The 22,412-nt window shown below is 61.3% G+C and carries 22 protein-coding genes; 6 read left to right on the forward strand and 16 right to left on the reverse strand.

Going from position 1 to position 22,412, the window contains the following annotated elements; all coding sequences use genetic code 11:
* The first annotated feature begins 45 nt into the window (after positions 1-45).
* Positions 46-663 (forward strand): class I SAM-dependent methyltransferase, encoded by a 618-nt coding sequence (locus ACQUQO_RS09265; RefSeq protein ID WP_435077702.1) that lies wholly within the window; start codon positions 46-48, stop codon positions 661-663.
* A gap of 266 nt (positions 664-929) precedes the next feature.
* Here the strand turns inward: ACQUQO_RS09265 and ACQUQO_RS09270 are convergent, their stop codons facing one another.
* The 7 genes from ACQUQO_RS09270 to ACQUQO_RS09300 form a co-directional block, all read right to left on the reverse strand.
* Positions 930-1,142 carry a hypothetical protein gene (locus tag ACQUQO_RS09270; RefSeq protein ID WP_435077703.1) on the reverse strand — a complete coding sequence of 71 codons (213 nt, stop codon included), beginning with the start codon at positions 1,140-1,142 and terminating at the stop codon, positions 930-932.
* Positions 1,143-1,497: 355 nt separating this feature from the next.
* Entirely contained in the window at positions 1,498-3,141 is a 1,644-nt protein-coding gene (locus ACQUQO_RS09275) for a sodium:solute symporter family transporter (RefSeq protein WP_435077704.1), read from the reverse strand.
* Complete coding sequence (locus tag ACQUQO_RS09280) at positions 3,138-3,563, reverse strand: DUF4212 domain-containing protein (protein WP_435077750.1); 426 nt, start codon at positions 3,561-3,563, stop codon at positions 3,138-3,140. The genes ACQUQO_RS09275 and ACQUQO_RS09280 overlap by 4 nt, the downstream gene beginning before the upstream one ends.
* Positions 3,564-3,658: 95 nt before the next feature.
* Positions 3,659-5,638: an acetate--CoA ligase gene (gene acs / locus ACQUQO_RS09285; protein WP_435077705.1), complete on the reverse strand. Its 1,980-nt coding sequence runs from the start codon at positions 5,636-5,638 to the stop codon at positions 3,659-3,661.
* Positions 5,639-5,854: 216 nt separating this feature from the next.
* Positions 5,855-7,513: a bacterio-opsin activator domain-containing protein gene (locus ACQUQO_RS09290; RefSeq protein WP_435077706.1), complete on the reverse strand. Its 1,659-nt coding sequence runs from the start codon at positions 7,511-7,513 to the stop codon at positions 5,855-5,857.
* A gap of 111 nt (positions 7,514-7,624) precedes the next feature.
* A complete protein-coding gene (locus ACQUQO_RS09295; RefSeq protein WP_435077751.1) occupies positions 7,625-9,538 on the reverse strand; it encodes an acetate--CoA ligase in 1,914 nt (637 codons plus the stop codon).
* Between the two features lie 199 nt (positions 9,539-9,737).
* Entirely contained in the window at positions 9,738-9,902 is a 165-nt protein-coding gene (locus tag ACQUQO_RS09300) for a hypothetical protein (protein WP_435077707.1), read from the reverse strand.
* Positions 9,903-10,159: 257 nt separating this feature from the next.
* On the opposite strand from ACQUQO_RS09300, the gene ACQUQO_RS09305 reads away from it, so the two are divergent.
* The 4 genes from ACQUQO_RS09305 to ACQUQO_RS09320 all read left to right on the forward strand — a co-directional run bounded on the left by ACQUQO_RS09305 (position 10,160) and on the right by ACQUQO_RS09320 (position 13,176).
* On the forward strand, positions 10,160-10,822 hold the full coding sequence (locus tag ACQUQO_RS09305; RefSeq protein ID WP_435077708.1) for a helix-turn-helix domain-containing protein: 663 nt from the start codon (positions 10,160-10,162) through the stop codon (positions 10,820-10,822).
* 242 nt (positions 10,823-11,064) lie between these two features.
* Positions 11,065-11,790: a helix-turn-helix domain-containing protein gene (locus ACQUQO_RS09310; RefSeq protein WP_435077709.1), complete on the forward strand. Its 726-nt coding sequence runs from the start codon at positions 11,065-11,067 to the stop codon at positions 11,788-11,790.
* Between the two features lie 506 nt (positions 11,791-12,296).
* The gene (locus ACQUQO_RS09315; protein ID WP_435077710.1) at positions 12,297-12,464 is read left to right on the forward strand and encodes a DUF7563 family protein; all 168 of its coding nucleotides are present in this window, start codon (positions 12,297-12,299) and stop codon (positions 12,462-12,464) included.
* 16 nt (positions 12,465-12,480) lie between these two features.
* Positions 12,481-13,176 carry a helix-turn-helix domain-containing protein gene (locus ACQUQO_RS09320; RefSeq protein WP_435077711.1) on the forward strand — a complete coding sequence of 232 codons (696 nt, stop codon included), beginning with the start codon at positions 12,481-12,483 and terminating at the stop codon, positions 13,174-13,176.
* A gap of 609 nt (positions 13,177-13,785) precedes the next feature.
* Here the strand turns inward: ACQUQO_RS09320 and ACQUQO_RS09325 are convergent.
* From ACQUQO_RS09325 to ACQUQO_RS09350, 6 genes are all read right to left on the reverse strand, one after another.
* Entirely contained in the window at positions 13,786-14,064 is a 279-nt protein-coding gene (locus tag ACQUQO_RS09325; protein ID WP_435077712.1) for a DUF7553 family protein, read from the reverse strand.
* Between the two features lie 105 nt (positions 14,065-14,169).
* The gene (locus ACQUQO_RS09330; RefSeq protein ID WP_435077713.1) at positions 14,170-14,448 is read right to left on the reverse strand and encodes a hypothetical protein; all 279 of its coding nucleotides are present in this window, start codon (positions 14,446-14,448) and stop codon (positions 14,170-14,172) included.
* Between the two features lie 69 nt (positions 14,449-14,517).
* Entirely contained in the window at positions 14,518-14,853 is a 336-nt protein-coding gene (locus ACQUQO_RS09335) for a hypothetical protein (RefSeq protein ID WP_435077714.1), read from the reverse strand.
* A 68-nt stretch (positions 14,854-14,921) separates the two neighbouring features.
* Positions 14,922-17,216, reverse strand: coding sequence for a formate dehydrogenase subunit alpha (fdhF, locus tag ACQUQO_RS09340; RefSeq protein WP_435077752.1), 2,295 nt, complete (start codon positions 17,214-17,216; stop codon positions 14,922-14,924).
* 152 nt (positions 17,217-17,368) lie between these two features.
* Positions 17,369-18,304 (reverse strand): 2Fe-2S iron-sulfur cluster-binding protein, encoded by a 936-nt coding sequence (locus ACQUQO_RS09345; RefSeq protein ID WP_435077715.1) that lies wholly within the window; start codon positions 18,302-18,304, stop codon positions 17,369-17,371.
* 31 nt (positions 18,305-18,335) lie between these two features.
* On the reverse strand, positions 18,336-19,871 hold the full coding sequence (locus ACQUQO_RS09350) for an NADH-ubiquinone oxidoreductase-F iron-sulfur binding region domain-containing protein (protein ID WP_435077716.1): 1,536 nt from the start codon (positions 19,869-19,871) through the stop codon (positions 18,336-18,338).
* Between the two features lie 285 nt (positions 19,872-20,156).
* Here ACQUQO_RS09350 and ACQUQO_RS09355 point away from each other — a divergent pair, with 285 nt between their 5' ends.
* Entirely contained in the window at positions 20,157-20,450 is a 294-nt protein-coding gene (locus ACQUQO_RS09355; RefSeq protein ID WP_435077717.1) for a DUF6684 family protein, read from the forward strand.
* A gap of 2 nt (positions 20,451-20,452) precedes the next feature.
* Here the strand turns inward: ACQUQO_RS09355 and ACQUQO_RS09360 are convergent, their stop codons facing one another.
* The 3 genes from ACQUQO_RS09360 to ACQUQO_RS09370 form a co-directional block, all read right to left on the reverse strand.
* Positions 20,453-20,674, reverse strand: coding sequence for a hypothetical protein (locus ACQUQO_RS09360; RefSeq protein ID WP_435077718.1), 222 nt, complete (start codon positions 20,672-20,674; stop codon positions 20,453-20,455).
* Between the two features lie 220 nt (positions 20,675-20,894).
* On the reverse strand, positions 20,895-21,227 hold the full coding sequence (locus tag ACQUQO_RS09365) for a hypothetical protein (protein ID WP_435077720.1): 333 nt from the start codon (positions 21,225-21,227) through the stop codon (positions 20,895-20,897).
* Positions 21,224-22,333: an SDR family oxidoreductase gene (locus ACQUQO_RS09370; RefSeq protein WP_435077721.1), complete on the reverse strand. Its 1,110-nt coding sequence runs from the start codon at positions 22,331-22,333 to the stop codon at positions 21,224-21,226. The genes ACQUQO_RS09365 and ACQUQO_RS09370 overlap by 4 nt, the downstream gene beginning before the upstream one ends.
* Between the last annotated feature and the right edge of the window lie 79 nt (positions 22,334-22,412).

Below are 22,412 nucleotides of genomic sequence, written 5' to 3' on the forward strand. Positions count from 1 at the left end.
AGAAGATGCATCTTAACCTCCCTGACCACGAGGCGATATATATATATGGAATTGGATGATAATCACCGCGGCTGGGCTGAACGCTCAGGAGAGTTTTCGCCCACCTACTACGCCCAGATCGGCGCGAACGAGGTCAGTGAGACCCTCTCCACGATATTCGACTACTATGCGTCTGCGGACGCCGCGATTCTCGAAGTCGGCTGTAGTTCTGGCCGTCATCTCGCCCACCTCCACGATAATGGGTTCGAGAACCTCACTGGTATCGATATCAACGACGAATCGTTCAGCGTGATGGCCGAACAGTATCCACAGCTCGCTGCAACAGGAACGTTTCAAACTGGTGCGATTGAAAAGATACTCCCTGAGCTCCCCGATAACACGTTCGACGCTGTCTACTCTGTGGAAACCCTGCAGCACGTTCTCCCCGAGAACGCATGGGTATTCGAGGAGTTGGCTCGCGTGACTAGTAACCTGCTTATAACCGCTGAGAACGAGGGAAACAGTCCACAGCGCGGCCAATCGGATACTGAAGTGAGCTACGTCCACGACGACTTCCCGCTCTACTACCGCAATTGGAAAGGAATATTCTCCGATCTCGGTTTCACTCACCTCCTCTGCGAACCGGGAAAACGCAATATGATTCGCTTATTTCGCTCGCCCTGACAGACTCGGGATAGCAGCGGAAGCTATCCGATTGTCCACATTGACTCTCAAGTCCACTATCGCGGCGATTCCCGGAGGAGCAGCGGCTCGATGGCGAGCGTCCGTTTGGCGAGGGTGACGAGGCGTGAGAAATATAGAAGAACTGACTTTCGAACGAACCGGTCACAGTTGCTCCCGCTGCCCCGCGTTGAAGCATTCAAATATCGATCCACGACATCATCGGTAGCAGGCCTTCAACCGATAGATATCCATGCTTTGCTGAGGTATTATGAGATGGTATTGTTGTCTCGTGCGATTGTGAGTGACGTGAAAAAACCGTAGTAGGCAACCACGCCCGCCAGCATACACAAATAGTAGGCCCACCGTGGGCCATCAAGTACGCTGAACAAAACTGTGGCCATCGTCACCCAACTGCAGGCGAACACCAGATCGATGAGCATGTCGGAGCGGTGTTCGCTAATGTGTTCACGGAGACTCATCGATGGTGCCTCGGAGTGCAACTCTCACATGGGCCACGGCTTGTAGAAGCGCGCGGTCTACTGCAACTGCTCGTGTCGTCCTCCCTGTCCCCTTGAGCTTCGAGTGGTACGGTCCGTGGCCCGTGTCCAGTTGATACAGGCTGTACCTGTGATGGGTCGAGCAACAATCGGTCGTTGATGGTGGTCGACAGTGACGCTCTCGACGAGGAGAACACTTCTGACACTGTCGGAGGGCTGACCGGCGCTGAGGTGGCCGACCTGCCGGACGAGTATCGGCTCCAGAGGTTCGAGATAATCCCGAACTGCCGAGTTTTCGGTGGAACTGAGACACCTGTCGTCAGTCGATGTGACGGTCTCACTGTTGCTCACCACCGTCAGTAGCAACCTCTTCGGCACTTTCCATCCGGTCCATTGGCTCGGGGCTGTGACACTGGCGGACCAGACGCTTGACCTCTTCCGGCGGGTCGTCAGTGACCAACGAGACCGCAATGATAACGGTCATCACGACCGGCACGCCGATGAGTGCCGTCGATGTCGCGGGCAACACCGCGTTGAGTGCTGGCACCAGCGGGCCTTCACCACCGATCACCTGCGAAGCGTAGTCGTTGACGATGGTCACGATGGAGATCGTCAGTCCGACGAGCATCCCCGCGAGAGCTCCCTCCCGGGTGGTGCGCTCCCACCAGAGACCGAGGAAGAACACGGGGAACATCACGACACCGGCGATTGCGAACGCCACGGCGACGAGGGAGGCGATGACGCCGACGTCGGCAATCGCCGTCGCCGCGACCAAAATCCCGAGCCCGAGTATCGTCAACCGACCCACGATGAGCTGCTCGCGCTGGGTCGCCTCGGGTTTGTAGAGGTTCGTGTAGATGTCGTGTGCGGCAGCCGACGAGCCGGAGATGAACAGCCCTGCAACCGTCGCCAACGCCGCTGCGACCGCTCCGGCGGCGACGAGACCGACGAGCCATTCCGGGAGGTCGGCGAGCTGGGCCGTGAGAACGACCACGACGTCACCCTGGTCCGACGTGAAGGGGAACGACAGCGTTGCGCTCTGGTCGAACAGCAACGTGCCGAACGCGGCGTATGCGGCGGTGCCCCAGTACAGCAGGCAGATGAAAAACAGCCCCCAGACGCAGGACCACCGAGCCGTCCGCTCGTTGTCGACCGTGTAGAAACGCACGAGCACGTGTGGCAGTCCACAGGTACCGACGATGAGGGTGAAACACAGCGCTACCCACTCGTAGTAGCCGGCGTTGGCGAAGGGAGCCGTGAACTCGCGAGCGATCTGCTCCGCGACGAGCGTCGCCTCGTCGCCGAATTCGAGATACGGGAGTACCGTCGAGTAGCCCTGCGTCCAGCCGACTGCGTACAGTCCACCGAGGAAGGCGATGATGAGGATGACGTACTGCAGCGCCATGTTCTTCGTCGTGCCAAGCATTCCCGAGAGGGCGACGTAGCCGATGGTCACACCCATGAGGAGGACCACGCCCTGCGTGTAGCTCGTCCCGAAGAGATACATCGACATCAGCCCCATGCCGCGTCCCTGACTCACGGCATACACGTACGCGATAAACAGCGTCGTCACCGCCGCGATGGCGCGGCCAGTATCGGAGTAGAACCGGTCCGCGACGAAGTCCGGCGCGGTGTACTTGCCGAACCGGCGGAACTGCGAGGCGAGGAAGATGAGGAGGATGAAATAGCCCGCCGTCCAGCCGACGAGATACGCCAGCCCGAAGTACCCAAGCGTGGCGATGGTCGCCGCGACGCCGAGATACGACGCCGCCGACATCCAGTTGGCACCGATTGCCATCCCGTTTTCGATGTTCCCAATCGAACGACCGGCGACCCAGAGATTGTCCGTGTCGGCCACGCGGAAGAAAAACCCGACTGCGAGGAAGGCCACCAACATCCCGATGGTCGTCAGTGCCGGGATGAGCTTGAAGCCGGTATTGAGTCCCTCGGGAACGACTTGCAGCAGTACATCCGTGGTCATGCGTTCTCACCGCCATCAGTTGCCGCCGCCGTGTCGGCGTTCGTCGCCGTCTGTCCGTGTTCGATGCCGTATTTCTCGTCGAGTTTGTCGCGTCGGTAGGCATACACCGCCGACAGGACGAGCGCGCCGAAGGGCGCGCCGATACCCGTCAGGAGGACATGCAACTGGAAGCCGAGGACGATTGTCTCGGTCATCAAGTCGGGGGCGACGAGCGCAGCCGTCACCGGCCCGAAGACCGCAACCGTCCAGGCCAGAAACGTCGCCCAGATCAGTTTCAGGTGGTCCCGCATGAACGCGGTGTCCGGCCTGAAGATGTTTACCTCCGCATCGAGGTAGTCAGTAGAACGGCGGTTCGTCGCCACCCCGCCGTCCGTCTCGACCGTTCCTGCCTCGTTCGTGGTTCGTGTAGGGTCGTCTGTCATCGTGTTCTCGTCGTTGCCGTGTTCGTCCGCGCAGTCGGCCACCGCTGTGGGGCGTCGTCCCTCCGAGGTCGTGGTTTCGACACCGACATCTCGAATCAGCTCCCCCCGGCTTGCCGCTGAATCTCGTCGACGATCTCCGGATTGCGGAGCGTGTTCGTACTGCCCAGCTCCTCGCCGTTGGCGATGTCCTCCAACAGCCGGCGCATGATCTTTCCCGAACGGGTCTTCGGGAGTTCGGCGGTGAAGACGACCTCCTCGGGGCGCGCGATAGGGCCGATACCGTCCTCCACACCGGCGATGATTGCCTCCCGCATCCCCTCGTCGCCCGCGTAGCCGTCCTCGGTGATGACGTAGGCGTAGACGGTTTCGCCTTTCACCTCGTGGTCGCCGCCGACGACTGCGGCCTCGGCGACCCCCTCGACGCCGACGATGGCGCTCTCGATTTCCATCGTCCCGAGGCGATGACCGGAGACGTTGATGACGTCGTCGACCCGTCCGAGGACGGTGAGGTAGCCGTCGTCATCGATTTTCGCGCCGTCTTCCGGGAAGTAGACCCAGTCGTCGGGGTCGTCGGAGTCGGTGTCGGAGTACTCGGCCCAGTATTCCTCGATGAAGCGCTCGTCGTTTCGGTACAGCGTTCGCAACATGCCGGGCCATGGCTTCTGGATGGTGAGATGGCCTGCCCGTCCGGCCGCGACCTCCTCGCCGTCGGTATCGACGATATCGGCATCGACGCCCGGCAACGGCGGGCCGGCCGAGCCGGGTTTCATGCTGTCGACGCCCGGCAACGTCGTCACCATCATCCCGCCGGTCTCGGTCTGCCACCACGTATCGACGACCGGACACGACTCACCGCCGATATGTCTGTAGTACCACTTCCACGCCCGCGGGTTGATCGGCTCGCCAACGGTACCGAGCAGCCGGAGGCTCGATAGGTCGTGGCGGGCGGGGTACTCCTCGCCCCACTTCATGAACGACCGAATCGCCGTCGGTGCGGTGTAGAGCTGGGTGATGTCGTACTCCTCGACGATTTCCCAGAGCCGGTCCTTCTCGGGGTAATCGGGCGTCCCCTCGTACATCACGGTCGTGGTGCCGAGCGCGAGCGGCCCGTAGACGATGTAGGAGTGGCCGGTGATCCAGCCGATGTCGGCCGAACACCAGTAGGTGTCCTCCGGCTCGACGTCGAGAACAGCGTGGCTCGTCCACGCAACCCACGAGAGATAGCCGCCGGTGGTGTGTTTGACGCCTTTGGGCTCGCCGGTCGTTCCCGACGTGTACATCAGGAACAGCATGTCCTCGGCGTCGCGGGCGACCGGCTCGACCTCCTCTCCGTCGTGGTCTGCAACCAGGGTGTCGTAGTCGTGGTCGGCCTCCCGCATCGGGTGGTCGTACTCCTCGCCGAGGCGGTCGACGACGACGCCCGTCACGTCATGCTCGACAGCCGCTACCCCCTCGTCGGCTTTCGGCTTGTGTTCGAGCGCCTCACCGCGGCGGTAGTAGCCATCACAGGTCACGAGTAGTTGGGAATCGGCGCTTTCCATCCGGGTCGCCAAGGCGTTGGCCGAAAACCCGGCAAAGACGACCGAGTGAGGGGCACCGAGGCGGGCGCACGCGAGCATGGCAATCGGTAGCTCCGGCACCATCGGCATGTAGAGGGTGACGACGTCGTCCGCCCCGACACCCTGCTCGCGGAGGGCCGCGGCGAACTCGTTGACCTCGCGGTGGAGGTCACGGTAGGTGTAGGTGCGGGTGTCGCCGAGTTCGCCGACCCACTCGATGGCGGTCTCGTCGCCGCGCTCGTCGAGATGGCGGTCGAGACAGTTCGCGGAGGCGTTGAGTTCGCCACCGGTGAACCACTCGTAAAACGGCGGGTTCGAGTCGTCGAGGACCTGCTCGTACTCCCTGGACCAATCGAGGAGGGCCGCGGCGTTTTCCCAGCACGCCGGCCAGTCCTCCGCGAACTCGTCGTATATCGACGGCTCGGACACGTTTGCCTGTTCGACGAACGACCCCGGTGGCTCGAACTCGTCCTGTTCGGCCAGCCGGGCCTCCAGTTCGACATTTTGTTCCGACATTGGCGAGTTGCTCTCCCAAGGGGTCTATCATAAAGAAACCTGCTAATTATTCCAACGGCATCGTTGTCACCCCCATATCCCGCCAGTTCGTCGGTATCGGGACTGCTGCTTTGCCTTGAGACACCGAAACGAGTGAGAATCACCTCCACGAGTGTCGTTACCGTGGCGTCTGCCATCCTAGACAGTTAGGGCAGCTCTCGGAGACCCCGCAGGCCATCACTCGACGCTGTCGTCGAAAAACGAATCGAGCAGTTTCTGTTGGGCGATGCGAAGGTGATGATGGAGGGTCGGCGACGAGACGTTCAGCGAGTCAGCCAGCTCCTCGGCCGTCGAGTCACGCGGCCACTCGAAATACCCGCCGAAGTAGGCCGACCGAAGCGCTGCGGTCTGGCGCTCGGTGAGCTCGTCGGCCAGTGTCTCGCGGAATCGGACGTCAGTCGCAGCCTCGGGTTCGGTTTCCCGTTTCGCCGTCAGATGGACCGTGGGAAACGTATCGGTCATGGTCTCGACGATGTGCCGAACGTTTGCGTCGGTCGATACCTCTCCGACCAGTCGCCCACCCTGCGAACTGACCTCGTAGGACCGAATCTGGCCGCCGACCGCCGCGAGCGCCTGAATCGGGGACCGCCGAAGCATGACTTCGAGCAGAACGCCCGTCTCAGCGTCGCTGACGAACCGAACGTCGCCCACCGCATCGGTAGCGCTCGCGCGTTCGAAGACCGCATCCGGCGTGACCGCTCGGGTCGTGACGTAACAGAGCACCCCCTCATCGGCGGGGACGATGCCGACGAGTTCGAACTCACAGCCGAGTGCGGCCGCGGTTTCGGGCAGGAACGCCGTCTCGCGTCCGATATCGAAGGTCAGCTCCGTCACCGTATCGGCGAGCAGCAACCGCCGATGCTCGATGACGGCGAGCGCGTGGCCGACCTGTGCACCGAGCGCGCCGAGTAAGTCACGCTCGATAGCGCTAACGTCCCCCCGTAGCGTTCCGACCGCGAGCAGGCCACGGGTCGTCTCCCCGACGAGCGGAACAGCGAGTAGCGTGGTGTTTCCGGCGTCTACGGATCGGACTGTCTGCTCCTCGATCACCTCCGTGACGAGGTCGGTTCGGTCGGCAAGCGTTTGCTCGATGCTATCGGCTGTGACGCCGGCGTGTGCCCGAACCGCGAGACCATCACCAGTCGTCTCCGCGACCCAGCCAAAGCGATAGCCGTCCGTTTCGGCGAGCTGGTCGCAGACCGTCTCGTGGATGTCCGATGCGCTACTGGCGACCGCGAGTGCCTCCCCGACATCGGCTGCGACCCGTACTGCTCGCCGGAGCCAGGCGGGCAGGCCGTCGGCTGTCAGTGTGCCCTCCTCGGAGAGGGCCGTTGCGACCGCCTCACGGTCCGGGGTCGGGAGGTGGGACTCCAGCGCGGCCACCCGCTCGTAGGCGGTCACTGCGAGGACGATTCGTGTATCGACGCCGTCGTGTAACAGGTGACGGGCGTGGGCGGCCCGGAGGTCCCGCGTCGAGACGTCCCGGAACCGGTCGTCGCCGGTCGCGTCGGCGGCCCGCGTGCCGCTCTCGCTGACCAACATCTGGATGCGACGCTCCGAGACGTCCACGAGTGGGTCGGTGTCGTCGACCGATTGGGCGTACTTCCGTATCGAATGGGCCACCGCTGCCGGAACGAATGCCTCGCGGTCGCCAACGTCGAGCAGCCGTGTTCTGCCGGTCTGGTGCATAGCAGCGGGACCGATGGCGACCACTTCGCTCGGCTGGAGTCCAACCTCCCCACACAGTCGGACGACGAGGTCGCCACGGTGGGTCCGGGTCGCCCGACGGAGACGCTCGTAACCACCCGCACAGAGGAACTGGGCCAGCCCATCCATTCAGTTTCGATTTATTTGGAGAAGCGAAATAGATGTTGCGGTCGATACGCCCGCTTATCGCCGTTGGCTCCGAGGTGGCTTCCGAAATCCACAGAAATGCTTCGAAAGAACCTATTCATCCGAAATCCCGTCTTCGTTCGAATCCAACTCGCCGACGACTTCGGGGTTGCGCAGCGCGCTGAGGTCGCCGTAGTCCTCGTCGTTGGCGACCGATTCCAACAGCCGACGCATGATCTTTCCCGAGCGAGTCTTCGGGAGCTCCGGCGTGAAGACGACCCGCTCGGGACTGGCCGCTGGTCCAATCGCCTCCTCGACGGCGGCGATAATCGCCTCGTGGAGTGCATCGTCGGCAGCCTGCTCTGTCGCCGGATTGACGTAGGCGTACACCGCCGTCTCCCGCGTCGAGTGATCGACGCCGACGACTGCGGCCTCGGCGACGCCCTCGACGGTGACGATGGCACGCTCTATCTCCGCGATGCCGATTCGCTGGTTGGCAACGGTGATGGCATCGTCCATCCGGCCGAGAACACGAACATACCCGTCATCGTCGGCGACCGCCTCGTCGCCCGCGATGTACCGCCACTCCTCGCCCGCGGCGGCACTCGCCCCCCAGTCGGTCGCCGCCGCAAGCTCTCGGGGCATCCCCGGCCACGGCGTCCGGACCGCGAGCATGCCCTTCTCGCCGGCTGGTCGCTCGTCGCCGTCCGGGCCGACGACGGCGGCGTCGATACCCGGGAGCGGTGGCCCGGCGGAGCCAGGTTTCATCGCGTCGATACCGGGCAGTGTCGAGACGAGGATAGCCCCCGTTTCGGTCTGCCACCACGTATCGACGACCGGACAGGACTCACCGCCGACGTGGGTGTAGTACCACTTCCACGCCCGCGGGTCGATGGGTTTGCCGACGGTGCCGAGCAGCCGGAGGCTTGATAGGTCGTGACGGGCGGGATACTCCTCGCCCCACTTCATGAACGACCGGATCGTCGTCGGTGCGGTATACAGGACATCGACGGCGTTGCGTTCGATGATCGAAAAGAGACGGTCCTTTCGAAGGTGGTCGGCGGTCCCCTCGTAGAGCATGGTCGTGGTGCCGAGCGCGAGCGGCCCGTAGACGATGTAGGAGTGGCCGGTAATCCAGCCGATGTCGGCCGAACACCAGTAGGTATCCGTGGATTTGATATCGAGCACGTTGCGCGCGGTCCACGCCACGTGAGCGAGATAGCCGCCGGTGGTGTGCGTGACGGACTTCGGCTCTCCGGTCGTCCCGGAGGTGTAGATCAAAAACAGCGTCTCCATCGAGTCGCGGGCGACCGGTTCGACCTCACGCCCGGCGTTGGCGGCGAGCAACTGGCCGTAATCGTACTGGTCGGTTCCGAGTCGGGTGTCGCCGAGCCGTTCGACGACGACGGTGGCTTCGAGGTCGTGGTCGATGGCCAATCGAGCGTTGTCCGCCCGTCGCTTCTGATTGACCGCGTCACCGCGTCGGTAGTAGCCGTCACAGGTCACGAGAAAGCGCGAATCGGCACGCTCCATCCGTGTGGCAAGCGCGTCGGCCGAAAAACCAGCCGAAACGACGTTGTGCGGTGCACCGAGGCGCGCACAGGCGAGCATCCCCACCACCAGTTCGGGGACGACCGGCAGATAGAGCGTGACGACGTCGTCCGCCCCGACACCCTGCTCGCGGAGGGCTGCGGCGAACTCGTTGACTTCGCGATGGAGGTCGAGATAGGTGTAGGTGCGCGTCTCGCCGAGCTGTCCCTCCCACCGGATCGCGAGGCGATTTTTCCGCTCGCCGAGATGGCGGTCGAGGCACTCGTGGCTGGCGTTGAGCTGTCCGCCATCGAACCAGTTGAACGGCGGCGTCTCACCATCGAGAACCGCGTCGTACGATTCGAACCAATCGAGAAGATCGGCGGCGGCGTCCCACGCTTCGGGCCACTCGTCGCTGAAACGCTCACGAGGATCAGTCGTGAGGGTTGACTGTTTGCAGAACGCTGGTGGCGGCTCAATCGCGTCATCGGCATTCATCGGGTCGATTGTCGGGCGACCCGTGACTAAAGTCATGGGTCTTCCTCACACCCGGAACCGTACCGTTCCGGATGAGTGGTTGGTATGTTGATGAATCGAACCTTTCGTGAGGAAATCCCAGTGGCCTCGTACGGGACTGAACAGGAACGAGTGGGGTGGCGGGATTCGGTACGGCGTTCATCGAGACGGTGCAGGTCAATCATTCTTGCTCACTACCTGCCCTAGCTTGCTGATCAGCTTCTTCGAAGGCGTTGGTCATCTGATTGGCGAGTTCGCCGGCTTCGATATGCGAGTGATGTTCGTGAACGACCTCCTCGAAGTCGTCGAGCGCTCGGGCGGCGGCCGCGTGCCCTGAGGTACGCACGAGAACCTCGCTAGCACCGCGTCGGGCACCATGAGATATCAGATACTTTCGTCTTCGTCGAGTTCGATACCGCTTCCTCGCAGAAGCGCTTGAGGACGTCGTCGTCCTGCCTCATGACGGTTGTTCAGGTGGCGGCGCACGGTCACAGTCGTTAGGCCAAACACTGAAGCGGTGTCGGTAGTTGTTGTGCCCTTCGATGATGAAGGCGATGTTATCGCAAGCGATTGCTTCAGGGTCTGCCAGTGAGACAGTCCGATATGGCAACTATCGTTCGCGGGAGCGTGCCAAGCGAGGAATTCGCGCTCCATGACGCACTCACGAGCCTCTCGGGAATCGAAGTCGAGACCGAGCGGCTGGTCGAAAGCGGCGAGAACGTCATGCCGCTGTTGTGGGCGCGTGGGGCTGACGAAGACGCCATCCGAGAGGCGTTCGCGGCTGATTCGAGCGTGGAGAATCTCTCGCTGCTCACCACCTTCAATCACGAGCAGTTGTACCAAATGGAGTGGACGACCGAGATCGAACTCCTTGTTCAGATGCTCGCACGCGCGGAGGCGACCGTTCTGGATGCCTACGGGGGCGGTGGACGAGAGAACTGGTATCTCCGCATTCTCTATCCGACACGCGCAGCGGTGACCGACACCCAGCGGTTTTGCGAGACAGAGGGGCTGACCTTCGATGTGGATACAATGCGCGAGCTGGGCGGTGAACCTGCCGGTCGGTTCGGACTCTCCAGCAAGCAATACATGGCACTCAGACGCGCCGTCGAAGCCGGCTACTACGACGTCCCTCGTACTGCATACTTAGAAGACGTCGCTGAAGCGCTTGCAATCTCGGATGGAGCAGTTTCCCAACGGCTCCGCCGCGGAACGAAAGCACTGGTTGAGGATGCTCTCCTCATCGGTGTCCATCCTCACGAGTAGCGCAGCGAAAAAGTCAGTCGCCCCCTGCATCTCAAGCGCCTTCGTCATTGAAGCTAGGATACTTCCCGGTGGGAGAGCAGCGTACAGTGTGAACGACGTATCCTGCCAGAGGGAGTGGGTCTCACCTGCTGTTCAGAAATCTCCTTTCTCCAATCGGTGGAACGCTCGATTGGCCCATTCGGGTGGGTCTCGTCGGGAACAGCCAGCACTGCTGGAGTTTGTACAGCAGCGGGAGAACTAACATGACGGTGAGTGCGATGATGACGCTGCCTGCTACCGACTTCGCCCTCGGTGAGGTACTTAGTGAGACAGGAGTCCGTATCGAACTGCCTCAGTTCGTCCAGATTAGCGATAGTCTTGTCCCGTATCTCTGGGTGAATGCCGCTGATCACGATCAGGAGAGGTTCATCGAGCAGGTCGAAGGGGACGACCGTGTCGAGCGGCTACAGGTCGTTGACGACCTCGAAGAGAAGACCCTCTATCGTATCGAGTGGGTGCATGGTATCGATGATCTCCTTGATATGTTAATCGAACATGAAGTCTGGGTTGAGCAGGCCAATACTCTTAGTAGCGAAGAGGAGATTGATGAGAGGGCACCGACTGAGGCTAACGTCGGCACCGGCGCTGATGTCTGGCGGTTTCAATTGCGTGCTCCAGAACGCGAGGCACTAGCGGCGTTTTATGATGCCTGCTCCGAGCAAGGGATGGAACTGGGGATTCAACAGATCATCTCCAGTCCAGAGCGGTCTGAAGGGGGGCAGTGGAATCTCACCACGAAACAACGCGAAGCGCTCATGAGTGCCTACGATGGGGGCTATTTCGCTGTCCCGCGGACGATTTCGCTGACCGACCTTGCAGATGACGTTGGCATTAGCCACCAAGCGTTTTCGCGGCGACTCATGCGAGGGCTGGATTCGGTGCTAACCCATACGCTGGTGATGGAAGACACACTTTTCGACTGTGAGTAAGGACGAGCTGACCGCGTGGTAGAATTCCCGATTTATCGGACGGCTCAACAGTCTCAGAAGTGGACCAACAGCTCCTATTGCGTCGATTCGGTAGTGGGTCACTGCGGATGACAGTATCAGTAGTGGTCAGCACTGCGCCTCGCGCTGTTGTGGTAAAGAAGCCCCGCACATGGAAGCGGAACCGCTATCGCCCGAGAGGATGTCGTGATTGTAGTGATATGTCGCCACCGGAGAGACGCAACTACTGTCGCGATTGCGAATGGTCGGCCACTACCGGTGAATACAGTACTCAAGAACTCGGTCGTCGTGCCATCGGACACACGGTTGAAACGGGTCACGATATCGATAGTGAAATCATCCGCGAATAGAACCTCCAGAAGTACGGTTCCTCTCCTGTACGGATAGTGTCCGACCCAGTCTTGTCCCTTGATATCACTCCCCCTATGATGAGAGGTGCACAAGTACCCCATATTGGCATGTGATTGCCCTTCGATTGGGTACTTGCTATGCCGGCCTGCAAGAACTGTGAGGGATTCGTGACCGACCAGTACGTGCGGGTATTCGCGCCAGCGGGAATGGACGACGTGCGCGTCTGTCCGAACTGTGAGGACAAACTCCGAGAGGGAGCCGAGATCCGCGAGGCCCACGCGCCTCGCCAATCCAACAATGTCTAAACATACTACTCATCCAGTGAGCACACCAACATCACCGGTCTCCTCGGCGGCAGACACCGTCGCATCTACCGCACGGTTCACCCTCCCGGCAGAGGGTTTCGCGCTTGCGGAGTTCTTCGAGCGCGTCCCCGATGCACGTGTCGAGTGCGAATCCGCGGTCGCCAATCCCACAGACCACGCCCTGCTGGTGGTACGAGCTGACAGCCGTGAGAATCACGTCGACACCGCGCTCCGGGCGGATGCAAACGTTGGGACGGTCGAACGCTTCGGCGAACGTGCAGACGGCTGGACGTACCGAGTGACGTGGGAGGGCCGCCCGCGCCGGCTGATTCGGCGACTCGTCGCTGTGGATGTCACGCTCGTGTCTGCACGGGGACAAGGCGGCGAGTGGCAGCTCCGGTTGCTGGCTCCCAATCGAGAGGGGATTGGCCGGGCGCACGAAATCATGGACGATCTCGACTGTGGGGACAGGTGTCGAAGCATTTCGAGCTTGGATGGTGATGGTTCAAATCGTTCTGGGCTGACCGACGACCAGCACGAGGCACTGGTTGAGGCATTCGAGGCTGGGTATTACGACATCCCGCGAAACGTTACGCTGGAGGAAGTCGCCACTGGTCTCGGAATTTCCCATCAGGCGCTCTCGGAGCGGTTTCGCCGCGCGTATCGTGGTATCGTCGCAACCGAACTCGTCACCGAAAATCGGGACTATTGAGACAACGATCCACTATTCATGAGTGACCCAGAACAAGAGAATACTGATGCGGCGCTCGAAGAGTGTGCCAGCTGCGGCGAATCAATGCTGGCAGTATATATCGAAGATGGGCGGTGTCACCAGTGTCAGGAGTAGTCCACCGGCTTCTCAGAGTGGTACTCATCCATGACATCGTCGTGGCGCTCCGTCAGACTCGACTCATATACTGGTTGCACTCGTCGCCCGAATCCATAAGTAGTACGAAATGACACATTCGGTTATGGGTGGAAGAGGTCTTTACGAATGCACTGAGTGTGAAAACAGAGTCTATGAAGTCGGTGGTGCGCCCCATCCTGACGTTTGCCAGCAGTGTAGTGGAGAGATGACAAAGATAAGTGTGCCACCGAAGGGGTGGCTTTCGGGAGTAAGACGGCTTGCGGGCCAATAACCGAGCCATTCAGCGGTCAGTCGTCGCCGGAGAATCAGCTCAGCCTCGATACTGGGGGATTTGTCTGTCCGTCCTGCCTTGAGACGCCTGAAGCGACAGAAGAGAGTGGCAGTACGATACTACTGCGCCCGTGTGGACGAATTTCTTCACGGAATACAGCTTGCAAACCGTCTGAAGCGGGTCTATGATGTTCCAAACTCGTCCGCAGCGTCGAGATGGTCAAGCACGTTCTCGATGTGGGAGACGATTGCTTGATCGTCGGTTTCCGCGCTGAGACCAGCGAGTTTCTCTTCGAGTTCGGCCACACGGTCAGGGTCCGCTTCCGCCTCGGTTATCTTGTCGCCCTCGGCGAGTTCCATCAGTCCTTCGTCGATGGAGTTGATGTGGCGCTGTACTTCGCCGTCCGCCGCATCGCTAGCACGCTGGAGTTCCTCGCGCGCTGCATCTACATCGATTGCCATCAGGTTTTCACATGAGCGGAAGCCGGATAGCTATGATGGCCCCGAACGACATCTCGGACAGAGTCATCTCCCCTCTGTTCACTGTTTGGCGCATGAAGACCGTGTTTACGCTCCCGGCCCTCCCTTCGGGTAGTCACCCGTCGCGATGTTGTAGACGATGGCGAACCCGGTCATGACCAGGACGAACAGCAAGTTGAACGTCGCGTTTGGGGTCGTCTCTTTAGTCCGAAAGGTGTGGCTTCCACATTGAGGGCAGGTCGTCTCCGAAGTATTGAACTCCGTTCGACAGACCGTGCATTCGTGGGTGGTGCGTTGTTCGCTGCCGATTCCTGTCGGGGTGGGGTCGAGTCCAACGAGCTTTTTGAGTGCTATCGTGCGTTCCATGTTCTCTCCTCGTACGCCAGTCCATTTAGTCGTTGGCCGCCCACCACAGTGTGGGACGCAGTTCACGCATTAGCCATCCTCGGGTTCGATGTTGCTGTCTTGTCCCGGAATCTCCTCATAGTCGACCGATTCGTGTTCCGCTTCGGTGGCATACGCCGGCCAGAGGTGGATTTCGTCGTCGGTGATGTCGGAGATCGCGGCCATCGTCGCCGCGGCGTAGTTCTCGCCGTTGTCCGTGATAGCCGTCGTCTCGGCTATCTTCATGCTTCCTCGAAGGGACGTGTCGATGTCATCTGCAATGCGGAGATAGATGGTTGGTCTGTCAACTCCGCGGAGCGTGCCGATCTCGTTCTCTTGGGCGCTGAAGATCGGCTTGCCGATGTCGTCTTCGGTTACCTCTGTCATGGGTTGTTGTTCGGGCGTCGCATGGGATACCTGTTATCAATTATCATTCGTGTGGTTCCGTTCGATGGTCAGTCGTCGTCCGCCGTCCGCTCGTTCGTGCTCGAATCCGGAACGGCCACGGCAGACCCGTCCCCGTCGGCGACCGCGATTCGCACGTCAGTCACCTTGTATTCGGGGACCCTGCTCGGCCCGTCAAGCGGGTCCTCCTTGGTCAGGTTGTTCGCGCCACCATCGAGGTAGTGCATCGGGATGAATATCTCGCCCGTGCTTGGCCGGGTGGTGATCTGGGCCATTGCCTGGGTCTCCCCGTGTCGTGAGGCGATGTCGAGCGTGTCGCCGTCCGAAATCCCGTACTCCTCGGCCGTGTCCGGGTGAATTTCGACGAAACTCCTATCGGTGTAGGACATCGTCCCTTCGTCGCGGAACGTCATCGTGCCCGTGTGATACTGGTAGAGTACGCGCCCTGATGTCATCACTATCGGATAGTCTTCGTCCGGGGTCTCACTCGGGTCGACCGTATCCGCTGGGTGCATGTGCGCCAACCCATCGTTGGTTTGGAACTGCTCCTCGTAGAGATACGGCGAGCCGGGATGCTCGTCGTCCCAGACGGGCCACTGAAGGTCGTTATCGAGTGCTTCGAGACGCTCATGACTGATGCCCGCGTAGATCGGCGTGAGGTCGGCGATCTCGTCCATAATTTCACTCGCGGACGAGAAATCCCACTCGTAGCCGAAGCGCTCGGCAAGCTCTTGGGTTATCTCCCAGTCCGGTTTCACGTTCCCCGTCGGTTCGAGCGCGCGCTTGACCAACTGTACGTGCCGGCTCGACCCCGTGTAAGTACCGTTCGATTCGAGCGAGGCCGTCGCCGGTAACACCACGTCCGCGTACTCCGCCGTGTCCGAGAGGAAGATGTCCTGGACGGCGAGGAATTCGAGCTTGTTTTCGAGCACCTCCCGTGCGTGAGGGATATTGGGTTCGGAAACCACCGGGTTTTCACCCTGAATGAACATCCCCTTCAGGTCGCCGTTGTCGGCCGCGAGAAACATATCGGTGATGCGATACCCCTCGTGTGCGGGCATCTCGTCGGCATCCATCCCGTAGGCGTCGGCGAACTTCTCTCGGTTGTCCGGGTCGGTGACGGGCTGATAGCCGGGGAAGTTGTTCGGGACCGGTCCCATGTCGCCACCGCCGCCCTGAACGTTGTTCTGGCCGCGGAACGGCGACAGACCGCCCTTCGGGTGACCGACGTGGCCCGTGATGAGCGCGAGGTTCGCCATCGCGTAGATGTTTTCGGTCGCGTGGGAATGCTCCGCCAGCCCAAGCGTCCAGCAAAACAGACACGAATCGGCCGTCGCGATGGTCTCGGCCGCGTTCTTCAGCTCTTCGGGGGGAACGCCAGCTTTCTCCTCGACGAATTCGGGGGTGAACTTCTCGACCGTTTCGGCCACTTGGTCGAAGCCGGTAGTGCGCTCTGCGATGTATTCCTCGTCGTGGAGGTCCTCCTCAATGATGTATCGAATCAGGCCGTTGAGCCACGTATTGTCGTAGCCGGGTTCGATTCTGGAATACTGGTCGGCGTACTCCGCTATCTGTACTTTGCGCGGGTCGAACACGAAGAGGTCGGCGTCGTTGTCCTTGACGTTCTGTTTGATTTTCGTCGCAAAGACCGGGTGGTTCTCCGTGGTGTTCGTCCCCGTCATCAGATAACAGTCGGTCTCCTCCAAACCCTCCATGCCGGCGGAGGCCGCGCCGAAGCCCACCGTCGAGGAGAGACCGGAGACCGTGGCCGCGTGGCACAGTCGATTGCAGTTGTCGATGTTGTTCGTGCCGAGCACCTCGCGGGCGAAGCGCTGCATCACGTAGTTCGCCTCGTTGGTCGCTTTCGAGGACGCCACCAACCCGAGTGCGTCCGGGTCGTCCTCCTCGATGATGCCGTCGAGACCCTCGACGACCCGCGAGAGCGCCTCGGCCCACGAGGCCTCCCGGAACTCGCCCTCGTCCTTGACGAGCGGCTGGGTCAGCCGGTCGTCACTGTTGGTGTACCCGTGGGCGAACTTCCCTTTCACGCAGGTCGAAATCCCGTTTACCGGCGCTTTCTCGGGGTTCGGTCGCGTACCGAGGAACTCGCCGTCCTTCGTGAGTACGTCGAACCGACAGCCGACCGCACAGTACTCGCAGGTCGTGTCCGTCACGTCGATATCGTTTTTCTGGTAATCACCTACTGCGTCCGCGATGGAAAAGAGCCGTCCCTCGGAGATGGCATCACCCATGAAATCCGAAAACTCGTGCTCGAACGGCCGGACGACCCGCTCGTTTGCGGTCTCTTTGACCCGTGCGCTGGCTCTCTCTTGGGCACGAGCCATGAATCCCGCGACGCCCTCCTTTTCGGTGGCGCTTTCATTGTCTCGTGTCCGCTGTCTCGGTCGTCTGGGATGGCCCTCCCCGGCCGGATTCTCGTCTTCGCCCTCCTCGACGTACTGTTTGTCCGAATCCGAGTGCGAATCGTCGGTCATGGTCAGTCGTTCCCATCCACGGTGGAATGGTGGGTGGCTCGCGGTTCGTTTTCCGTACTGAGTTCGCGTTTCATCGGCGTCATCTGCTGGGGCTGGTGGTCGTAGTCCTCGCCGATATACCCCTCGGCGGAGTTCTTGTGGGTGAACCCGGGGATGGGAATCGTCGTTGCGTCGACGAGACCCTGTTCGACGAGCGCGCCCGTCGGGCAGACCGTCGCGCAGTGCCCACACGAGACGCACGTCGATTCCATCATGGTCTCGGCGTCGTTCTGAAAGCCGATGCGGGTGTCTTCGCCCGTCCCTTCCATCCGGAGCACACCCTCGACCTGCACGTCGTTGCACGCCTCGACGCACCGATTACAGAGGATGCACTTATTGCGGTCTATCTGGATGAACGGCGAGGAGTCATCGATGGGTTCCAGCTCGCTGCGGTCGTGCTTCACGCCGTAGCGCGGCTCGACGACATCGTTTTCGATGGAGACGTCCTGAAGCTCACACCGGCCGTTCGCTCCACAGGTCGTACACAGCAGGTTGTGATTCGAGAGCAGGAGGTCGAGGTTCACGTCCCGGGCCTCGCTTGCCGCTTCGGCGTCGGTGGAGACGGTCAGTCCGTCCTCGGCGGGAAAGCTACACGAGGGCACGACGCCGTACTCATCTGTGTCGACCATGCAGGTCCGACACTCGCTGCGCGGACCGATGTTCTCGTTGTCGTCGTACGAACAGAGCGCGAGAACCTCGCCATCGGTCTCGACCGTATCGCACGCATCGAGTAGCGTCGCCCCGGTCTCGGTTTCGACCGGCTGACCGTCGACGGTTATCGTCGCCGGCTCGGTCGAACCAGCTTCGGGGTCGTTCGCCGTCCCCGGTGCGATGTCTTCGGTCAACGGTACGTCCGCTCCGGTCGTGCGTGAGTTTTTCCAGATCGGGTCCGTGCTCATCGTGTCCCTCGCTTTTCGCTGTTTTCAATGTTCATGAGTGGTTGCAAGCCCCTGTTGGACAGTTCCCTCTCGCGTGGGCGTTGAACTCGGTTTCGAACGTCTCCATCGCCGTCGTCACGGGTCTGGCGGCCTCGCGGCCAAACCCGCAGATACTGGTTTCGCGCATGGTCCGTGCGAGTTCGCGGAGCATCCCGTCCTTGTACTCGCCGTCGTAGACGTCTCGTAGGAGGTCAACGAGCTGTTTCGACCCCTCGCGGCAGGGAACACACCGCCCGCAGTTCTCTTCACGGGCGAATTTCGCTCGTTCGCCGACAAACGCCACCGTACAGGTCGAATCGTCCATCATCTCCACGACCCCATTCGTGCCGAGGCGCGCGCTTCGCAGACCGGGCGCGCTCGCGGGAACATCGAGCGAGCGCGTCAGTCCACCGAACACGCCGCCGACGCACGCGGCCTTTCGTTCGGTCTCAGTCTCGACCGCTGGCAGCACCGCATCGAGCGTCGCATCCGTCGAAAGCTCCACGGTGGCTGCCGCCTCGACATCACCAGCGACGGTGAACAATCGCGTCCCGGGGTCCGACGATGCGCCGACGTCCTCGCCATCAAGGACTGCTCCGACCTGCGCGAACGTCCGCGGCGTGTGGACCAGCGTCGGCCGGCCATCGAGACCATGTTCGCTCGGTCCCGGCGGTTGCCGCCGGGCTTCGAGTCGGTGATTGCCCTCGATTGCTTCGAGCGCCATCGTCGGCTCGCCGGCTTTGTATTCGTCCGGACCAGTAACGGCCCGTATCGAGACGCCCATGTCGAACTCGTCGACGAGCGCGTTCGCCGCTTCCTGTATGCGCCGACGGGCAATCGTCTCTGTCTCGTTGACGTACACGACGACATCGGTCGCATCGAGCGCTGCCGCGGCCACGAGTGCCGGCTCACACACCGCGAACGGGTCGCTTTCGAGCAGGAGTCGATCCATCGCCGCGTGGGGGTCCGCGTCGTGTGCGTTCACGACGACGACCGGATCGCCATCGGCCGCCGCAGCGGCTTTCCAGTGGTCTACAACTGGCTCGTCTGCGGCTGCGTCACCGCGTCCGCGCCCCCGGAGGCCGACGTCTCGAAGCCGTGTTGTCAGGTTCTCGTCATTAATGCCGGTTGTCCCGTCAGCGCGGTAGTCCGCGATGCTTGTCGGGACTGCCCAGCCACAGCCCGAGAGCACGTTCCGGTCGCCCACGCCCAACGGTCCATCGTCGGGTATCGGCAGCGTCGCCGTCCCGGATTCGTGCTCGGCAACCGCCACCGCTCTATCGGTCGGCAGCGTGCCATCGTCGAGTTCCGCGACGACCGCTTGGACCTGTTCGGTCGAACAGCGCGGAAAAAAGGCCGTCTCGCCGTCGAGCGTTGCCAGCACGAGCGGTTCGAGGTCCTCGAACCCGGTTGAACCGACCATGACCGTCCTGATGGCCGTTCCTGACTCCTGTTCGGCAGAAAGCAGTTCCTGGCCCTCTGTATAGCTATCGCTGCCGGCAGCGACGCGAACAGCCGGGCTGGTCCCGATGATTCCATCTGTGGCCATCGAATAGCGTATCTAATCTAACACACATAGAGCCGTTGCATGCAATCTCAAGCCTGATATGGGGTCGTTTGAACCCGGTACAATCACAGGCGGAGGTTGCAGCGAGTCTCTTCACATCACGACTTGCAACCGTTCGCCGCTGGCGAAACCCATCTTGAGCGCGAGGTCAGAATTGGCGTGACAGAATGATGGTGTCGCTCCAGTCGGCAGGTGGTGCGATGGAGAGCCAGCTGGACCTATCCTAACCGGCTGGGTTTATCTTTCCAGCGTTCCTTACAGAAACCGATGTCCGATACCACCTTTGACCGCGAGACGCTGCTTGACCTCTCCGTCAACATCGTCCCACTCGCCATCATTCTCTTTTTCGCCGTTCTGCTCGTGGTGTTCGACCCGTTCGGCAGCGACATCGTCGCGATGGGGTTGGCCCAACTGCTCCACGTCGTGCCGTTCGTCGTTCTCGCGGTCGTCACGTACGTCTCCGGACGCATCATCGCCGAGGCCGAACACACCGGCGGCTCGGAAACGGCGGCGCGTATCGCCGAACGCATCACCGGCGAGGTAGCCACCGACGACGAGTGAACTCAGGCGCGCTCAGCCCAGACCAGCGCTCCGCCGGCGAGAACCACGAGCACCCCGACGACTGGGATGGCAAGCACTGGAACCCGATACAGGGTGTGCAGCCCAGCCCACGTGTAAAACACCGTCCCGACGAGCGCACCCAGGTAGCCGACGACGAGGGCGAACAGTCCGACCGCGGTCTTTGCCGACGGTCGGCGGACGACTTCAGGAGTCGATGTGGACATGATTATCGAATCAGTGGGCCGGCGAGATGTAGTTTTCGCCTCATACGACGCCGGTATCAGCCGGTATTCGGTCGATGACCGGAATCGTGTAACGGTTCTAGTAGCAGCCGCGTTGTGACTACCGTCGAGCGGTAGAAGTACGGGCGCGCAGTATATCTCCCACTCGATACACGATTCGCTTTCAGTACTGTTCGGCGCAGTGTAGTCCCAAAGATCGTGATCAGGACCCTCGGTGTGATAGCCAGTTGCTTGCTCCCCAGATGCCGGCCGACGCCGCTGCAAGCACCGCCAGCCGACGATACCGCTCGCTGAGACCAGCGAGCGCCACCATGCTGAGGGCATGGAGCACGTCAGTAGCCACGCCAACGGTTCTCCAGCCCTCGGAATGCGTCCGACTGAGTGTGAGGGCCTGTATCACGTGCCTCGCCCCGATGAAGCGTCCGACCGTCGCCGCCGTTCGTGACTGCTTGCCGGTTACAGTTTCGACGACCGCGTTCGAAGCGACGAGCAGGAATACGCCGTAGACGGCCCGAAAAGCGACGAGACGTCTCATTCGGAGGTTCCCGCAGATTCGTCGTGCTGGTCGTTCTCGTCCTCACTACCCACCCAGAGACGTACGAACAGTGCGACGAGCAGTGTCCCGATGACGCCGAGTTCCCGGCGGTGCTTTGCGAGTTGGAGTTGCCGACTCGTTGGTATCGCGCGCTTATCGAACGGGCCATGTGCGCCGGGGTCACCGGGAACGGGGTCGAAGAGGTTGTCCGGGCGGTCGGGGTCATAGTCGAGGTCCGAAAACTGGCCGCTGTAGCCAGTGCGTGCGAGATAACGATCTACAATCCACGGCGCGATCTTGTTGCCCCAGATGGTCTTCAGCGACGAGCGGCCGACGTAGAGTTCACGGCGGCGATGGTATGACACCCAGTGAATCGCGTCGGCGGCGATTTCGGGCTGGTAGATGGGTGGCACGGGTTGGGGATATTCGTCAACGTGACCTCGGCAGTGGTCGAACTGCGGCGTGTTGAGTCCGGGAAGTTGGACCATCGATATGTCTACATCCGAATCGTTGTGGAGGAGTTCGGTTCGGAGCGATTCGGTCATCCCGCGAATGGCGAACTTCGAACCGCTGTACGCCGATTGGAGAGGAATCCCTCGGTATGACATCGCCGACCCAACCTGAACGAGTTTTCCCTCGTCTCGTGGCACCATCCGGGAGAGTGCGGCACGCGAGCCGTTGGCGGTACCGAGGTAGGTGACTTCCGTGACCCGGTTGTACTCTTCGGGTTCGATGTCGAGGAATTCGGCGAACACCGTGGTCATCGCGTCGTTTATCCAGATGTCGATGGGACCGAACTCGTCTTCTACTCGGTCGGCAGCCGCTTCGACCTGTTCGTACTCGGTGACGTCGGTCTGAATCGTGAGCGCTTCGCCGCCAGCGTCCTCGATGTCCTCTTCCGCGCCGGAAAGCCCGTCCTCGCCGCGTGCAAGCAATCCAACGCGAGCGCCGTCTTTGCCGAATTTTCTCGCCGTGGCCCGTCCGATACCCGAGGTCGCGCCGGTGATGACGACGACATCGGAATTCCCATTGCTCATCCCGTACTCCCGGCCGGCGGCGTGATTTCGTCCATAGACATACCGGCTAAACGTGTGGTTGTAGTTCACTTGTCTCGATAGCTTGCAAATACACGGGCCTCATACGGTCAATTCGAGCGGTAGAACCATATATTCGCCACACGACAGA

Origin of the sequence: Halococcus sp. AFM35, from assembly GCF_051195015.1 — an archaeon.
GTDB lineage: Archaea > Halobacteriota > Halobacteria > Halobacteriales > Halococcaceae > Halococcus.

What these genes read in the sequence shown, in the direction of transcription:
- ACQUQO_RS09350 (WP_435077716.1), bottom strand. Translation starts at nt 19,871, where the DNA reads ATGGCCACAGATGGAATCATCGGGACCAGCCCGGCTGTTCGCGTCGCT.
- ACQUQO_RS09305 (WP_435077708.1), top strand. Translation starts at nt 10,160, where the DNA reads ATGGCAACTATCGTTCGCGGGAGCGTGCCAAGCGAGGAATTCGCGCTC.
- ACQUQO_RS09355 (WP_435077717.1), top strand. Translation starts at nt 20,157, where the DNA reads ATGTCCGATACCACCTTTGACCGCGAGACGCTGCTTGACCTCTCCGTC.
- fdhF (WP_435077752.1), bottom strand. Translation starts at nt 17,216, where the DNA reads ATGGCTCGTGCCCAAGAGAGAGCCAGCGCACGGGTCAAAGAGACCGCA.
- ACQUQO_RS09295 (WP_435077751.1), bottom strand. Translation starts at nt 9,538, where the DNA reads ATGAATGCCGATGACGCGATTGAGCCGCCACCAGCGTTCTGCAAACAG.
- ACQUQO_RS09325 (WP_435077712.1), bottom strand. Translation starts at nt 14,064, where the DNA reads ATGGCAATCGATGTAGATGCAGCGCGCGAGGAACTCCAGCGTGCTAGC.
- ACQUQO_RS09310 (WP_435077709.1), top strand. Translation starts at nt 11,065, where the DNA reads ATGACGGTGAGTGCGATGATGACGCTGCCTGCTACCGACTTCGCCCTC.
- ACQUQO_RS09335 (WP_435077714.1), bottom strand. Translation starts at nt 14,853, where the DNA reads ATGACAGAGGTAACCGAAGACGACATCGGCAAGCCGATCTTCAGCGCC.
- ACQUQO_RS09265 (WP_435077702.1), top strand. Translation starts at nt 46, where the DNA reads ATGGAATTGGATGATAATCACCGCGGCTGGGCTGAACGCTCAGGAGAG.
- ACQUQO_RS09275 (WP_435077704.1), bottom strand. Translation starts at nt 3,141, where the DNA reads ATGACCACGGATGTACTGCTGCAAGTCGTTCCCGAGGGACTCAATACC.
- ACQUQO_RS09280 (WP_435077750.1), bottom strand. Translation starts at nt 3,563, where the DNA reads ATGACAGACGACCCTACACGAACCACGAACGAGGCAGGAACGGTCGAG.
- ACQUQO_RS09365 (WP_435077720.1), bottom strand. Translation starts at nt 21,227, where the DNA reads ATGAGACGTCTCGTCGCTTTTCGGGCCGTCTACGGCGTATTCCTGCTC.
- ACQUQO_RS09345 (WP_435077715.1), bottom strand. Translation starts at nt 18,304, where the DNA reads ATGAGCACGGACCCGATCTGGAAAAACTCACGCACGACCGGAGCGGAC.
- ACQUQO_RS09360 (WP_435077718.1), bottom strand. Translation starts at nt 20,674, where the DNA reads ATGTCCACATCGACTCCTGAAGTCGTCCGCCGACCGTCGGCAAAGACC.
- ACQUQO_RS09330 (WP_435077713.1), bottom strand. Translation starts at nt 14,448, where the DNA reads ATGGAACGCACGATAGCACTCAAAAAGCTCGTTGGACTCGACCCCACC.
- acs (WP_435077705.1), bottom strand. Translation starts at nt 5,638, where the DNA reads ATGTCGGAACAAAATGTCGAACTGGAGGCCCGGCTGGCCGAACAGGAC.
- ACQUQO_RS09270 (WP_435077703.1), bottom strand. Translation starts at nt 1,142, where the DNA reads ATGAGTCTCCGTGAACACATTAGCGAACACCGCTCCGACATGCTCATC.
- ACQUQO_RS09315 (WP_435077710.1), top strand. Translation starts at nt 12,297, where the DNA reads ATGCCGGCCTGCAAGAACTGTGAGGGATTCGTGACCGACCAGTACGTG.
- ACQUQO_RS09290 (WP_435077706.1), bottom strand. Translation starts at nt 7,513, where the DNA reads ATGGATGGGCTGGCCCAGTTCCTCTGTGCGGGTGGTTACGAGCGTCTC.